This is a genomic window from Pseudomonas sp. IT-P253 (assembly GCF_949768125.1).
GTDB lineage: Bacteria > Pseudomonadota > Gammaproteobacteria > Pseudomonadales > Pseudomonadaceae > Aquipseudomonas.
In genome coordinates, this window is the sequence record NZ_CATKPT010000011.1 from 339,098 (window position 1) to 353,172 (window position 14,075).

Annotated in this window: 14 protein-coding genes and 1 pseudogene; 3 read left to right on the plus strand and 12 right to left on the minus strand. The window is 56.2% G+C overall.

Annotated features, from left to right (window positions below; all coding sequences use genetic code 11):
* Positions 1-136: 136 nt before the first annotated feature.
* The 4 genes from ACM6IR_RS07390 to ACM6IR_RS07405 all read right to left on the minus strand — a co-directional run bounded on the left by ACM6IR_RS07390 (position 137) and on the right by ACM6IR_RS07405 (position 5,266).
* Entirely contained in the window at positions 137-991 is an 855-nt protein-coding gene (locus ACM6IR_RS07390) for an SDR family NAD(P)-dependent oxidoreductase (RefSeq protein WP_414907086.1), read from the minus strand.
* Positions 984-2,693, minus strand: a complete 1,710-nt coding sequence (locus ACM6IR_RS07395) for an FAD-dependent oxidoreductase (protein ID WP_414907087.1) — start codon at positions 2,691-2,693, stop codon at positions 984-986. The genes ACM6IR_RS07390 and ACM6IR_RS07395 overlap by 8 nt, the downstream gene beginning before the upstream one ends.
* A 51-nt stretch (positions 2,694-2,744) precedes the next feature.
* A complete protein-coding gene (locus ACM6IR_RS07400) occupies positions 2,745-3,947 on the minus strand; it encodes an acyl-CoA dehydrogenase family protein (protein ID WP_414907088.1) in 1,203 nt (400 codons plus the stop codon).
* Between the two features lie 200 nt (positions 3,948-4,147).
* The gene (locus ACM6IR_RS07405) at positions 4,148-5,266 is read right to left on the minus strand and encodes a Rieske 2Fe-2S domain-containing protein (RefSeq protein ID WP_414907089.1); all 1,119 of its coding nucleotides are present in this window, start codon (positions 5,264-5,266) and stop codon (positions 4,148-4,150) included.
* Between the two features lie 226 nt (positions 5,267-5,492).
* Here ACM6IR_RS07405 and ACM6IR_RS07410 point away from each other — a divergent pair, with 226 nt between their 5' ends.
* Both ACM6IR_RS07410 and ACM6IR_RS07415 read left to right on the plus strand, forming a co-directional pair.
* Positions 5,493-6,293 carry an SDR family NAD(P)-dependent oxidoreductase gene (locus tag ACM6IR_RS07410; protein ID WP_414907090.1) on the plus strand — a complete coding sequence of 267 codons (801 nt, stop codon included), beginning with the start codon at positions 5,493-5,495 and terminating at the stop codon, positions 6,291-6,293.
* A 29-nt stretch (positions 6,294-6,322) separates the two neighbouring features.
* The gene (locus tag ACM6IR_RS07415; protein ID WP_414907091.1) at positions 6,323-7,267 is read left to right on the plus strand and encodes an alpha/beta hydrolase; all 945 of its coding nucleotides are present in this window, start codon (positions 6,323-6,325) and stop codon (positions 7,265-7,267) included.
* A 57-nt stretch (positions 7,268-7,324) separates the two neighbouring features.
* Here ACM6IR_RS07415 and ACM6IR_RS07420 read toward each other — a convergent pair whose 3' ends face one another.
* From ACM6IR_RS07420 to ACM6IR_RS07440, 5 genes are all read right to left on the minus strand, one after another.
* Positions 7,325-8,533: an MFS transporter gene (locus tag ACM6IR_RS07420; RefSeq protein ID WP_414907092.1), complete on the minus strand. Its 1,209-nt coding sequence runs from the start codon at positions 8,531-8,533 to the stop codon at positions 7,325-7,327.
* 66 nt (positions 8,534-8,599) lie between these two features.
* On the minus strand, positions 8,600-9,022 hold the full coding sequence (locus ACM6IR_RS07425; protein WP_414907093.1) for a MaoC/PaaZ C-terminal domain-containing protein: 423 nt from the start codon (positions 9,020-9,022) through the stop codon (positions 8,600-8,602).
* Positions 9,019-9,546 carry a MaoC family dehydratase N-terminal domain-containing protein gene (locus ACM6IR_RS07430; protein ID WP_414907094.1) on the minus strand — a complete coding sequence of 176 codons (528 nt, stop codon included), beginning with the start codon at positions 9,544-9,546 and terminating at the stop codon, positions 9,019-9,021. The genes ACM6IR_RS07425 and ACM6IR_RS07430 overlap by 4 nt, the downstream gene beginning before the upstream one ends.
* Before the next feature lie 2 nt (positions 9,547-9,548).
* Positions 9,549-10,751, minus strand: a complete 1,203-nt coding sequence (locus tag ACM6IR_RS07435) for an acetyl-CoA C-acyltransferase (RefSeq protein ID WP_414907095.1) — start codon at positions 10,749-10,751, stop codon at positions 9,549-9,551.
* Positions 10,752-10,850: 99 nt separating this feature from the next.
* A complete protein-coding gene (locus ACM6IR_RS07440; RefSeq protein WP_414907096.1) occupies positions 10,851-11,630 on the minus strand; it encodes an SDR family oxidoreductase in 780 nt (259 codons plus the stop codon).
* Positions 11,631-11,924: 294 nt separating this feature from the next.
* On the opposite strand from ACM6IR_RS07440, the gene ACM6IR_RS07445 reads away from it, so the two are divergent.
* A complete protein-coding gene (locus tag ACM6IR_RS07445) occupies positions 11,925-12,455 on the plus strand; it encodes a nuclear transport factor 2 family protein (protein WP_414907097.1) in 531 nt (176 codons plus the stop codon).
* Between the two features lie 60 nt (positions 12,456-12,515).
* On the opposite strand, the gene ACM6IR_RS07450 is transcribed toward ACM6IR_RS07445, so the two are convergent.
* From ACM6IR_RS07450 to ACM6IR_RS07460, 3 genes and pseudogenes are all read right to left on the minus strand, one after another.
* Positions 12,516-12,740 (minus strand): 3-keto-5-aminohexanoate cleavage protein, encoded by a 225-nt coding sequence (locus tag ACM6IR_RS07450; RefSeq protein ID WP_414907098.1) that lies wholly within the window; start codon positions 12,738-12,740, stop codon positions 12,516-12,518.
* A pseudogene (locus ACM6IR_RS07455) lies at positions 12,730-13,050 on the minus strand (SDR family oxidoreductase); the annotation flags it as partial. The pseudogene ACM6IR_RS07455 and the gene ACM6IR_RS07450, both read right to left, overlap by 11 nt.
* Before the next feature lie 321 nt (positions 13,051-13,371).
* Positions 13,372-14,028: a TetR/AcrR family transcriptional regulator gene (locus tag ACM6IR_RS07460; RefSeq protein WP_414907099.1), complete on the minus strand. Its 657-nt coding sequence runs from the start codon at positions 14,026-14,028 to the stop codon at positions 13,372-13,374.
* Between the last annotated feature and the right edge of the window lie 47 nt (positions 14,029-14,075).

Sequence of the window (14,075 nt, forward strand, 5' to 3'; positions counted from 1 at the left end):
GGATTCAATGCGTCTGGACTCATCGTCCAATAGGACTATCGCCAGCGCTTTAAATCTTTGCCGCAAAAAAACGCCCCTTTTACGGGGCGCCATGATCAGTTTGTGAAGGGGAGCGATGATCAAAAAAAATTGCGTGCTACTCCACCACTGCCGAAGAGAACTCAGGAGGGTCACCGAGGAACGCACGATGGGATGGAGGCTGTGTGCCGCCCTCATCCTGCACGCCGTAATCCACTGCCAATTCAGCGGCATAGAAGACTTTTCCTGAACGCGCCTGTCGCTCGCTATCCAGATACAACGCCGCCACTACCCGCCCAAGAAACTCCGGCGTTTCGCCCATGGCCAGCCAGTCGCCGTACTTCTCCGGCTCCGCCGCACAGACAGCCAAGGTCCGCTCGGTTTTGACCAGCCCCGGCCACAGAGACACAACACTGACTCCAAATGCGCGAAAGTCGTGAGCCATGTCATGGGACATTTTGTCGGTCGCAGCTTTTGCACCGCCATAAGCCGGGCCATGCATATAGCAACGTCCGCCAGCGGAAGAAATATTGACGATCAACCCCTGGGTTTCGAGCAGCAAGGGCGCCGCGTGATAACAGGCGACATACACCGAATGCATACCGACCCCGAATAACTCGGTCATTGCCAACGGCTTCTTCCAGAACGGCGCGATATCCGTCAGCTCTGCAGGAATGGCGATGGCACAGTTGACCAGAATATCGAGCCGCCCCTGCTCACGCTGAACCCGCTCGAACAAGGCCTGAACCTGAGCGTCGTCGGCATGATCACAGACCACGGGGATGCCCTGTCCGCCTGCCTGGTCGATATCTTCAGCGGTGCGATAAACTGTGCCGGGTAAAGGCGCATCACCTTCACGCACACTGCGTCCAGTCACGTAGACCGTAGCGCCCGCGGCGCCAAGCGCGAGTGCTACGCCACGGCCAACGCCTCGACTCGCACCCGTGACCAGGCAAATTTTTCCTTCAAGCATTTTTCTCTCCCGCAAGATGGTTGGCGGCAATGAAACCGAATGTCAACGCAGGCCCAAGCGTGGCGCCCGCCCCCGGATAAGAAGGCCCGGTTACCGAGGCCGAAGTATTGCCGGTGGCATAGAGGCCGACGATAGGCTGCCCGGACTCGTTCAACACCCGAGCGAACTCATCGGTCACCAGGCCACCCTTGGTTCCGATCTCTCCCGCGTCGAGTTTCAGTGCGTAGAACGGTGGTTTCAGGATCGGTCCAAGACACGGATTCGGCTTGACGGTAGGGTCGCCATAGAACAAGTCATACTGGTTACCGCCCTTTGCAAAATCTGTATCGATACCCGTGGCCGCGTAGCGGTTGATACGCTGCACGCTGTCCGTCAGACCTGCTGCATCGACACCAATGGCGCTGGCGAGGGATTCGAGGGTTTGACCGCGAAAGAACACATTGCCCAGCCAATCACGTGGCAGCAGCGCATCAGGCATGACCGAAGCAGAGACCAGCGGACCTGCGTTGTACTTGCGCCGGAAGTTAGCGTCGAAAATCATCCAGGCCGGTAGATTGGCTTTCGTCCTGGCGTGGTCTTCATACATCGCCAGAACGAAGTCCAGGTAGTCCTGCGCTTCGTTGGCAAAGCGCTTACCCAGTCGATTGACCACGATGCACCCTGGCAAGGCGCGCTCGGAAAACAAGCCGCGTTGTTTCTCCTCACCCGGTACATGTACGGTAGGAGTCCACCAGGCATGCTGCATCAGATCCACCGCAGCCCCCAACTGTTGTCCGGCCAGAATCGCATCCCCGGTATTGCAGGGTGGCGCTGCCGTCCAACCGGTTTGAGTGGGCTTGGGCAAGTACTGTTCACGCATTTGCTGATTGCGCTCAAAACCACCGGCAGCCAGCACTACGCCCTTGCGGGCATGAATGAACAGCTCCCGTCCCTGATGATTCACCTGTACGCCAACCACACGGCCGCCCTCTTCTCGCAGGCTTTTTAACGGTGTGTTCAACCAAATCGCAATGTTGCGATCCAGCAACGAGCGCAGCAGCGAGCCCACCAGCGCGTTGCCCATGGTCAACCGACGATCGCGCTTACTGCGAAGCCGTCCAGGCAAGTCCAGCCAGTACTTGCAACCCAGCTTGAACGCGAGTTTCTTCCAACCGGGCACACGGGCCAACAGGGTCATGGCTTCGAACGTGGTCATGCCCATTCGCCCGAATATCAGCATGGTGGGAGAAGTTTCACGCAACCGGGATAATAGCGAACCGAGGGAGCGACCATCGAATGCCAAAGGATCGAGGGTCCGGTAGCCAAGTTTGGCACCAGGCAAATCCTGATAATAATCGGCGTAATTGGGCACGGCGCGATAACGCATGCGCGTCTTTTCTTCGGCATAGCGCAACATGAGTGGCGCCTGTTCCACATAGGCACGAATGCGCTCAGGGGCCACTTCTCCCTTGGCCGCAGCAACCAGATACGCCTTTGCGTCTTCTATGCTGTCGCTACCGCCGCTGGCTGCAATGTGGTCGTTGTTGGGAATCCAGATCCCCCCACCCGACACTGCAGACGTGCCGCCGTATTTGTCGGTTTTTTCGATCACCAGTACCGACAACCCCAAGTCGTGGGCTCGGGCAGCCGTCAGCATCGCGCCCGCCCCGGTCCCGACCACCACCACATCGTATGCTTCTTCCCGGCTTGCTATCGCATTCATGGCCTGATCTTGTCGTTATTATTGGCGGGACTGAAAGACGCCCAGAGGCGCTTAAACAGTAGTGTCTTTATTCTCAAGACCACAGAGCACCCCACCGAAGTTGCGCCCCACAGGGTCTGCATAGTTGGCGACGTGTGCTCGCCCCGCATGAATATCGAGGAAATAGCGCACCACCGGATGGCTTTGATAAAGCCCGGAACCACCACAAGCCTTGAGTAGACGACTGACATGATGCGCGCAGATTTCCGGCGCCTGAGACGATTGAAAGCGATACAGCAAACGGTCTTCGATAGGGGCCGGCTCCCCCTTCTCAGCAGCGCTCATTAGCGCCTCGAAATTGCGAAACAATGTCGTTTTCAGTTGATCAACCGCTGAAGCTGCTTCGCTGGCCACCAGTTGAGCCGATGGATCATTGGCGGTCGCACCGAGGAAATTGCGGCTGACTTGAACTGCGGCACTCGCTCGAAATGCATTCAGCGCGCCCTGCAGACCACCGATACAGGAAGACGACACTGCACGCACAAACACCTGTGCAAATGGCAAGAGGTACAGCGGCGCATCGTTGATGGCCAAGCCTGGACGGGCCGCTACTGAATCGTCACGGGTGCGATGGGTTCGATACTCCGGAACGAAAACATCCTCGACAACAATATCGTGGCTCCCAGTGCCCTTGAGGCCGAAGGTATTCCAGTTGCGGACGATCTCGAAGTCACTTTTTGGCAACAGAAAAGTCCGGTATTCCGGCGTACCACCCTCGTTGCAGGGAGGAACCATTCCCCCTAGAAAAATCCACTCAACATGTTCGCAACCGCTGGAGAAACTCCAACGACCACTCAAACGAAACCCCTTCTCTGCCGGCGTGACTTTACCGACAGGCATGTAAGTTGACCCCACCAGAGTGGAAGTATCGCTCCCCCAAACGTCGTCCTGGGCACGCTCATCGAACAAGGCCATCTGCCAGGGATGGACTCCCAAAACGCCGTAGATCCAGGCGGTCGACATGCAGCCCTCGGCCAAGGTCATCTGCACCTTGTAGAACGTCGCCGGTGACATTTCATAACCGCCATACCGTTTGGGCTGCAAGACACGAAAGAAACCGGCTTCCAGCATTTCACCGACCGTTTCATCGGGGACCTTACCGTCTCGCTCGGCCTGTTCTGCACGCTCAAGCAACCGCGGCACCATCGCGCGAGCACGCTGTACGAGGTCGTACTCACTCGGGATCGCCGTCTTGGGTACGGACTGAATGGACATGCAATTTCTCCCTATAAAAGCCTGATGGTCACACCAGAGACTGTGTGCCTTTAACCCTATCCTTCCATTCGCACGGGCCCCAGGCATCGTCCAAAAAGACTAACGGCCAGCTCCTCCCCCGACGGGTGTTTCACTGACGCAAAAAAAAGGCGAACCAAGATCAACCCGGTCCGCCCTCCACCCGTCTTGCATTTGTCAAATCATGCCGTGCGACCGGCCTGTAGCGGCGTGGAACATTGATCCCCGGAATCTTCCTGCTCGAACACGTGATGCATCGCAGGCGATGCCACCTTGGTCACGGTTTCGAAGATCTTGCGCTCACCGACATCCGCTGGCAGATCTACGACGTCGGTGTAGAACTGCGAGTACCACTTGCGTAACTGATAAATCGGGCCGTCGTTCTCACAGAGCATAGGATTGTCGATTCTCACCTTGTTATCCCAGATCACTTGGTCCTGGGCAAAGGCATCGAACACTGCCTTCGAATACGCTTCGGCCAACGCTTCGTTCTCGGCGTCCGACATCCCTGGCACGCGCTTGACGATCACACCAAAACGCTGATGAAAGCTGTTGAGATCCCGCGGCACATGCGAGTTCAACAGGATCGACTCAATGGCCATACCGCCTTGTTCGGCGATCATATGGGTGATGTGGTAAGCCGGTCCGAAATAGGTGTTGTAGGTACTCAACCCCCCTTCCGTCAGCGTTTCACTGCCACCAATGGTGATTTGACTGGCCTTGTGCCCTTCAAAAATGTTGGCGAAATAATCATTCGGAGCATGGTGGACCGCATTAAAGTGACCTTCGTCCGCCAAGTTGTCGACCAGCTCGCGGCAGTTGGTATTGAACAGCCAATACTTGACGCTCCAGTCCGTCCACTCATTAGAGAAACAGGCATCGATGCGCGGAATCTCGACTTCTGGCGGCGGTGGATTACCCTCCGGGTCGTTGTAGACGAACAACAGTAGATTTTGCTCACGAGTTGGCCAGGTTTTGGTCTTGGCTCTTGGCGGAATTCGTTTGCAGTAAGGAATACTGTTGCACTTGCCATCCGCCCCCCAACTCCAGTGATGGAAAGGACAAACGACAGAGTTGCCTTGCACTTCTCCCATACTCAGATCGGCGCCCATGTGAATGCAATACGCATCGAGTATATGCACATTGCCATCTTCACCCTGAAAGGCCACCAACTTGGTGCCAAACACATCGAGCTTATGTGGCTTGCCGTTTTTGTAATCCTGCGCCAACCCCAGACAATGCCAGCCACGGGCGTAACGTTCCGGGATCGCTTGTGTCTCGATCTTGTGTCCCAGTGCCATCTCTCTCTCCTCAAAACGAAGCGCACGTTGGCGCCAAATCCAGCCGGACCACATAAAGCGCGCGCGTCAGGCACGCATCGCGCTCAGGTTTTGCTCACGTTAGGCGCCACCTCCGATCTGCACATACCCCATTTGGACGAGTTGCCGATTAGTCCGTGCGGACGATGCTGCGCGGACGTCTCTCGCGCTAGAACAATGTTTATTTCAAAGCTGGAGCACGACCCCCATGCGCATCTGCAAAAACTCGGTAGCTGTCGTGACCGGCGCGGCCAGCGGCATCGGCAAAGGCCTAGTACTTGCACTGGCCAAGCGCGGCTGCAAGCTGGTGCTGGCGGATATCAACTTGACTGGTCTGGAACAGGTCCATGCCGAGGTGAGCGCGCAGGGTGTCACGGCCCTGTCTATCGAAACGGATGTCGCCGAGTCCGCTGCTGTTGAGAACCTGGCCATAAGGGCATTCGAACAGTTCGGCCGCGTCGACCTGCTGATCAATAATGCTGGCGTGCTGAGCAGCGGTGCCAGCTGGGAACTCGATGTACAAGAATGGAAGCGTGTGCTGGATATCAATCTGTGGAGCGTGATTCACGCCATTCATGCCTTCATCCCGCGCCTGCTCAATCAAACAGGTGGCGCCCATGTCGTGAACATCGCCTCACTGGCCGGACTTACGAGCGGAGCCTGGGTGGCACCCTATACTGTGTCCAAACATGGAGTAATTGCTCTGAGCGAATGCCTGGCTGCAGAAATGGCAGCTACTGGACATCCCATCACCGTCTCGGTGGTCTGTCCTGCTGCCATCAGCACAGGTATCGCCCGAAACCTGAATGACAATGGCTCTGTCCACAGTGGGGATCTGAATGCACATTTACGTGATTTGATCAGCCATGCCATGTCCCCCGAAGTTCTGGCTGAAATAGTGCTGGCCGGGATCGAGGCACAGCAGTTCTGGATTTTCCCTCAACAGGAAGTTCGCACAGCGGCCGAGCGCCGACTACAACGCATTTTGGCAACCACCAAGCACGATTGATTACCTCCATAACGAACAGGAACAGACTCATGCCACTTCACCCACAAGCCAAGGCCGCCCTGGAGTTACTGTCCTTGATGCCGCCGATGGACTACAGCATGGACGGCGCCCAGATCCGCGCTGCCTTGGCCCTGATGCCCGAAGGCCAATCACCCTTCAGTCCCGGTGATGAGGTGCGACGTATCGAAGACCTCAGTATCGAAGGTCCCGTTGGCCGACTGAGCCTGCGCCTGTATTATCCCGACGCTGAAGGACCGCTACCCATTACGCTTTATCTGCACGGTGGTGGCTTTGTCTTCGGCTCGCCACAGATGCACGACAACGTCTGCCGTTGTCTGGCTAATCGCGCAGCAAGCCTGGTTGTGTCGGTCGACTATCGCCTGGCGCCAGAAGCGAAATTTCCCGCGGCCTTGGATGATAGCCTTGCCGCGCTGAACTGGATCATCACGAACGCCGCCTCACTCGGTGGCGACCCAAGTCGCATAGCCATCGCCGGTGACAGTGCCGGAGGTAATCTGGCCACTGTGATCGCCAACATCGACGCACAAAACGCCGCACCGACACTCTGCCATCAAGTGCTGCTGTATCCGGTAACCGACTGCCGCTTCGACAGCCCCTCCTACCGGGCACGTGGCGAAGATTACTTTCTTACCACTGAAATGATGCAATGGTACTGGGATCAGTACTTGCCTGATCAATCGGCGGCGAACGACCCACACGCCTCTCCGTTACGAGCCACTCTTTCACCTGCCGTGGCGCCAGCCACCGTAATCACCGCCGAGTATGACCCCTTGTGCGACGAGGGCGAGGCGTATGCCAAAGCACTGAGGGCGGCAGGAGTCATTGCTCGCCTCCACCGGTGGGAGGGGCAAATCCATGGTTTCGCCAGCATGCTCGGGGTTATTGATGCGGCCGACGAGGCCTTGAGCGTGGCAGCGACTGCCTTGCAGCTTGCCTTCAAAAAAGCACAATGAAAAAAATGCCCCAGCCTGAACACCGGCTGGGGCATTTAAGTATCGCTGACTCTGCGCTCAACGCTCGCTATTGGAAGGCACTGGCACCGCGTTGGCTACGCGCTTGCGTGCGACTAACAAAAGCATGACCGCCAGACCAATGAAGAGCAGCCCGACGCCAAAAAATGCACCATGGATACTGTAAAGTGTCCGTAGAGGACCTACCGCCAAAGGGTTAAGGAATTGCCCGAGGAACACCGCGCTCAAGAGCAATCCAACCGCCCGTGCTCGCACGGATTCCGGCGCACGGGACAAAATCATTGATACCGTAATCGGCTCCACCAGACCCGCCCCAATCCCGGTAATCACACAACCCAGGATCAATCCGAAGACGCTGTGAGCTGCGGCCATGACCAGGCTGCCGATGCCCAGAGCGAGCGCCGTGAGCACCAACACTGCTCTTGGCTCTAAACGACGGCGCAAGTAACCGAAGCTACCGGCGGCAATCGCAGCCACCAGTGAGTATGCCGATAGCACGAGGCCTCGAGTCGTCGCGCTTTCTACTCCATCCGCCTCAAGCAGGAACGGCCCCTGAATACCCGGCATGAATAGGCCAATGGTCAAAACAATGGTTAGCAAATAAAGAGGCCAAAGGCTGCCTATCGGAAACTTGACGTCGCTAACGATACGCTCTACAGCACTATGCCTAGCCACTACAAACCAGCCGAGAAGCACCACAGGCAAACCTAACAAATAGAGTATGAAAGGCCCTCGCCATCCCAGTAAGTCCACCAGATGCCCGCCGGCGACCATCGCGACTATGGCCATCAGCGCCGCGCCCGCCCCGGCAAAACCGAGTACGCGCTCACGAAGGTGTCCCTGGAAATCCCCCGCCAATGCAAATGAAATGGTTAGCAGCCCACCGCCAGCAACACCCAACAATAATCGTGAGCCGATCAGCAACCAGGGATCGCTCAACAACATCACACAAGCACCCGAAAGGCTGAACAGAAACAGACAACTGAGCAGTACCAATCGACGCCCAATACGCTCAGCGAGATAGCCCATGAGAGGAGCGGCGAGAATGACCATGACCGCTGGAATCGTCATCACCAACTGTGCAAAGAGTGCCCCGTCACCTTCAGCGGCGAACTGTACCGCCATGGCCGGTAGCGCAGGCGCCGCAGCCATAGGGATCAGTGCCACCAGCGCAGGGCCGGCCACAACCACACACGCTTTGGCGTTTTCATTGGCGCCGATAGCGGCCGCCGTACTGCCATCGTTCATCAGGTCATCCTCTGCTTATTCTTGTTTGAGAATCGGACACTACATTTGCGGGCAGAAAATAACCACTCAAGGCCACTCCAGCCTGACCGCACCACTGGCATGCACGATTTCATTCCCGTATGCATGCATCTCAATTTCAACCCAGCGCATTGACGTGGCCCCTGAGTCGCTGACAGTACCCTCAATGCGTAACGTATTGCCTGCATAACACGGAGCACCTAGCCGAATGCTCATCCTGCTAAGACGCGCCTCGGTTCCTGCCCATTGACTGACGAAGCGCTCGACATAGGCAGCGCTTGAAAAGATATTCAAGAAAAGCTCTGGGTGCCCCAACTTACGGACTGTATCGATATCATGGTGAATTGGATGAAAATCACGGGTGGCCATGGCACTGGTAACGATGCTGCTGGTCGTCACCTCAGCCCGCAATGTCGGTAAAGATTGGCCGACGCAAATATCTTCAAAACGCACAGGCGAAGTACTGGTCATGATGACTCCCTCGGCACATAGCACAACTGACGGAAGTGCAGGACTGCAACCTTTTCATCGTCCTGAGCAAATACATCCTGGCGCACAGTGAAGAAGTAACCGTCACCCAACCCTGTGGTTTTGCGATCACTCACCAACACAAGGGTACTGACGCTATAAAGCTGCTCCCCCGCGCGAAGGTATCGAACGAACTCCTGATCAACATTGACGCCAACCAGACCGGTATAACCTCCCTCACTGAACAGCCGGATAATTTCCGTCGCATCCAATTGCGCCGAGCCTTCCGGCCGCCAGCCTGAAGGGCCCGGCTGAAGCCAGACCTGCAACATACTCGGTGGGGCCAACAACTGTGCGTCACTGCATTCACCCACGCCTACCCGATAGCGTGGATCATCGACGCCGTGAGCCTCGCACCAGTGCCGAATCATGCTTGGATTCACGGGATCACACGCCAATACCCGAGCATAAGGCTGATCGAGGCGCGCTTGAATCCGTGATAACCAATCACCGGTTTGGGCGTTCACGCTCATAACACCTCGAAAAGCCCGGCGGCTCCCATGCCACCGCCGATACACATGGCCACAACGACATATTTAACGCCGCGACGTCGGCCTTCGAGCAAGGCATGGTTGACCATCCGCGTGCCACTCATTCCAAAGGGGTGTCCAATGGCAATAGCGCCGCCGTTGACGTTAAGCCTGTCCTGAGGAATACCCAACTGATCGCGGCTGTAAATCACCTGACAGGCAAATGCCTCGTTGATCTCCCACAGCCCAATATCCTTGACCGCCAACCCGTGCTGTTTGAGTAGTTTGGGAATCGCATAAACCGGACCGATGCCCATTTCTTCGGGCTTACAGCCAGCCACCGCAAGGCCGAGGTAAGCCCCAAGCGGTTGTAATCCACGGCGTTTTGCTTCAGAAGCACTCATCAGCAAACTGGCGGCAGCTCCGTCGGACAGTTGCGAGGCGTTGCCCGCGGTTATGTGTTCTCCTTCAGCAATCCAATTACCCCCCTTCCAAACCGGCTTCAGGTTCGCCAGGCTCTCGAGTGTTGTATCTGCCCGATTGCATTCATCCTGGGTCAGGGTGACCAGTTCATGGCCAAGGCTGTTGCCTTCTTTGTCGAACAGCTGTTTGGCCGTGGTGATGGGTACGATTTCCTCGCTGAATAGCCCATCACGTTGAGCCGCTGCGATACGTTGTTGGCTTTGCAGGGAGTACTCATCTTGCAAGGCACGCGGGATCGCATATTTCTTCGCGACGATTTCAGCGGTTTCAATCATCTGGATATATGCGCTGGGCGCGACCTCCAGCACAGCTTTGGACTGGAGCCGATAAGTGTTTTTGTGTTTGTTCTGGATCAGCGAAATTGACTCCAGACCACCGGCCACTGCAATGTTCAGTTCGCCACACATGATGCCCTTGGCGACCGTTGCGATGCTCATCAATCCCGATGCGCACATCCGGTCCACCGCCATGCCAGGCACAGAGTCAGGCAGGCCGCCCGTGTAAGCGCACAAGCGACCCAGATTGTAGCCCTGAGTCCCCTGCTGAGCCGCTACGCCAATGACCACATCATCGACCTCGGACGATTCGATTCCTGCCCGTTCGACCACTGCACGCACTACATGACCACCGAGTACTGGCGCTTCAGTGTCATTAAAAGCCCCTCGATAGGCCTTGCCCATTGCCGTGCGCGCTACGGATACGATGACCGCCTGTGTCATTTGTCATTTCCTATTCTGAAGAAGTAGAACCTGGCCAGATGCTGGCCGAGAGAACAAGCTGACTCATCGTCCATCAGGACTAGAGCAAAGGCCGGGGATTCATTCGTTGTTCACACATGCCGCATTGAGAAACGCAGGGCGCTCGCCCCCGCCGTGGACCAGCAGGTCTACCCCACTGATGTACGCTGCTTGCGAAGAAGCCATGAACAAGCAGGCTTCACCGATATCCGAAGGTTGTGCCATACGTCCAAGTGGCACGGTAGCGGACACCGCAGCGATGCCGTCATCATCGCCATAATGCAAATGAGACTGCTCGGTTTGTACCAGCCCGGGGCTGACGCAGACCACCCGGACTTTGGGCGCCCACTCCACTGCCAAGGATTTGGTCAAACTGAGCACGCCAGCCTTGGCCGCCGCATAGGTAGCACTACCCGGCCTGGCCGAGTAAGCGCCCACGCTGCCGATGAACAGAATGACTCCTCCTGTGTCCTGATCCTGCATAAGGGCATTCGCCCGCAATGCAGTAAGCAATGGTGCGGTCAGGTTCAGGCTGATCAACGACTCGTGGAAGCGGGCTGAACCGCTGGCTGCAAGAGAATAAGGCGTACCGCCGGCATTTTTTACCAGCACATCAAGCCGGCCATAGCGCTCTTGGATATGGGTGAAGAGTCTGTCCAGGTCGGCGCTCTCGCGAATATCCGCAGGAAAAAAATCCGCCGATCGCCCTTCTGCGCCCGGTAATGTCAGCGGAGCATTACGTCCGCACACCAGTACTGTGGCGCCGGCCTTCAGGAAGCACTCTGCTATCCCGTATCCAATGCCTTTGGTGCCACCTGTAACCAACACCACTTTATTGGTGAAATCTCGCTCGACAGTCATACCCGGTGCTCTCTCTGGAATTGGCCTTTGGATCTGATCCTAAAGGTCAAACAGATGGGTGTCTTAGTCTGAAGAGACGATAGAGAGCCTTCACTGAATGCACGAGAAGCCAGGCGGAAGCGAAAGTGCCGCTTCCAATCTCCGTTTGGACTATGACGGCTGCCAGGCCTCTGAGTAGAGCCGAACAAAAAATACAACAACAAGGAACTGTCACATGACTTGGAGTTCTGACCCCGTAGTTTTCAACGTGCAGATTGTATCGACGCCCCTGAAAACGCTTGGAGCTGAAATACAATGAATGGCGAAAAGTTAGCGGCCCTTGAAATGCGTCTCGCGGAGGTTGAAGCCCGTCTGGCAATCATAGATCTTGAGGCAGAATATGCACGGAGTTGGGATGCCGGTGATGGTGATGGCTGGGCAGCGCTGTTCACAAGTGATGGCGTGCTCGACTTGGCCCCCGCCGGTGCTCAAGAACGTCAGATCATCACCGGAAGCGCACAACTCTCAGCCTTCTGCCGGGACATCGACGCCTTCTACAAGGGGCTGCACTTCATGCATCTTCCCCGAATCCAGCTCATCGGTGACAGGGCTTATAGTCGGTTGCATTTTCAGTGGATTGGTTTGTTCAGGCCTAACGCCAACTATAATGGGCAGCGAAGTGCTGCAGGTTACTATGATGTTACTTATCACCGCGTGAATGGCCGGTGGTTTATAAAACATCGGTTGGACAAGGCTGTCTCCGCCCAGACCGTGGAAAACTTCGATCTCTACATTAACGGCGATTTCGGCCCAAAAGCGACGGACGATAATTTCCCCAAGTGTTAAATCAATGCTCGGGTGTTCTAGATACATGAAAAACCGGAGCCTTGCAGATACACGAAAATTTTAGACGCTTTCGGCCAGGTCTGGCCGCTCCCAGTCGTGCTTGAACTCGGTGAAACGATCGAGCATTTCGTACAGCCTTAAGTTCATCGACCCCATGTTCAGCGACGCCAGTTCCGGCTTGAGCTGTGCCACAGGCTGCAGGCGTTCTTCCACGCCCATGGTCGGTGCACCGCCGGTGGTGATGTTGATCACCACGTCACTTTGGCCTTGATTTGCGCCAAACATAACCCAAGCGTCCGGCCATCGACGCGATGTGGATCAGTTGCGCGCGGGGTGACGCTTTGAGCAGTCCACCGCGTAATGGGCAAACCGGTATTGTCCAGTGAGGTTGATGTCGATGGTGCGCTGCCATTCCTCATCGGTGATCGCGTCGATCCCGGGCGGTCGGCCCGGCGTTCCTGGCGTTGCTGACCAAGACATCGAGTCCCCCGAACTGCGCGCTGAACCTTGAACACCGCTTCGATCTGCGCCGGGGCACCCACGTCGCACAGGTGGCGACGCTGTTCGGGTAACGATCGCGAAACACGGCAAGGGCAGCTTAGCTGATCCCATCCCGCTGATGCTTTGTTCATTGAGAGCGCAGCCGCTTGCAAAAACGTTTGAGGATGCGAGCACGACAGCAAGGCCTAATGGGCTCTTGAGCAATATTGTTTTCATTGTTTGAACTCTATGGGTATCACTGAGATGAAACAGTAGAAGCGACGCATCCCCATACTTATTCATATGACCAATTCAGTCTTTAGTCACCAATCAGATAAATAAAATGCCCTTCGACGGATAGGAAGAAGGGCAAAGTGAAAAGCCGTTTTGATGATCTGGTGCTGACCCGGGTATGCCGTAAACCTTTAGCCGAGGGTCAAGGCATGAGGCTACGCAAGATGAGGTTGGAGGTGAGCGTGGGCGCTTCCTCGACGAAATCGAGGTTGTACTGCAGCAGCAAAGGATTGACGAATGGCCGTAGCGCGAGATGAATCGCTTCTACTGTCTCGTCCAGTGGAGTCTTGCGTTCAAATTCGCCAATCTCTCGCCCTTCCCGCACGATTTGCGACACGAAGCGTTTGATCTGTGCGTCATAAGCCTGCGTACTAGGCCAGCTTTCCGACGCCGCGAATGCTGCAATGTCATAGAGTTTTCGGTCGTTGAAGAACAGATTCACACCTGTGGCGATCACCGTTTTGACCAAACGTCGAAAGCGCTCCGTCGGCGACAGGCCTTCCACATTGATAGCCTGCTCCACAGTCGCGACGATTTCTGCCAGACAATTAGCGCAGATGGCTTCACCGATCGCCTGCTTGGAATCAAAAAATTTGTAGATGTAGGCCTTTGAAAACCCGATGGCCTTGGCCAGGTCGGAAACCGTGGTTTTGCCGTAGCCGTACTGACTGAAGTGTTCATTGGCCGCCGCGACAATCTGGTCTCGAATGTCGTGATCGGCTGGGCCGCGGGAGCTGGAGCTGGAGCTGGAGCTGGAGCTGGAGCTGGAGCTGGGCGAGGATATTGATGACTGGTTCATGCGAACAGCCTACTCATCTCAAAGGCGGTTGACAACTTGTGACCAAA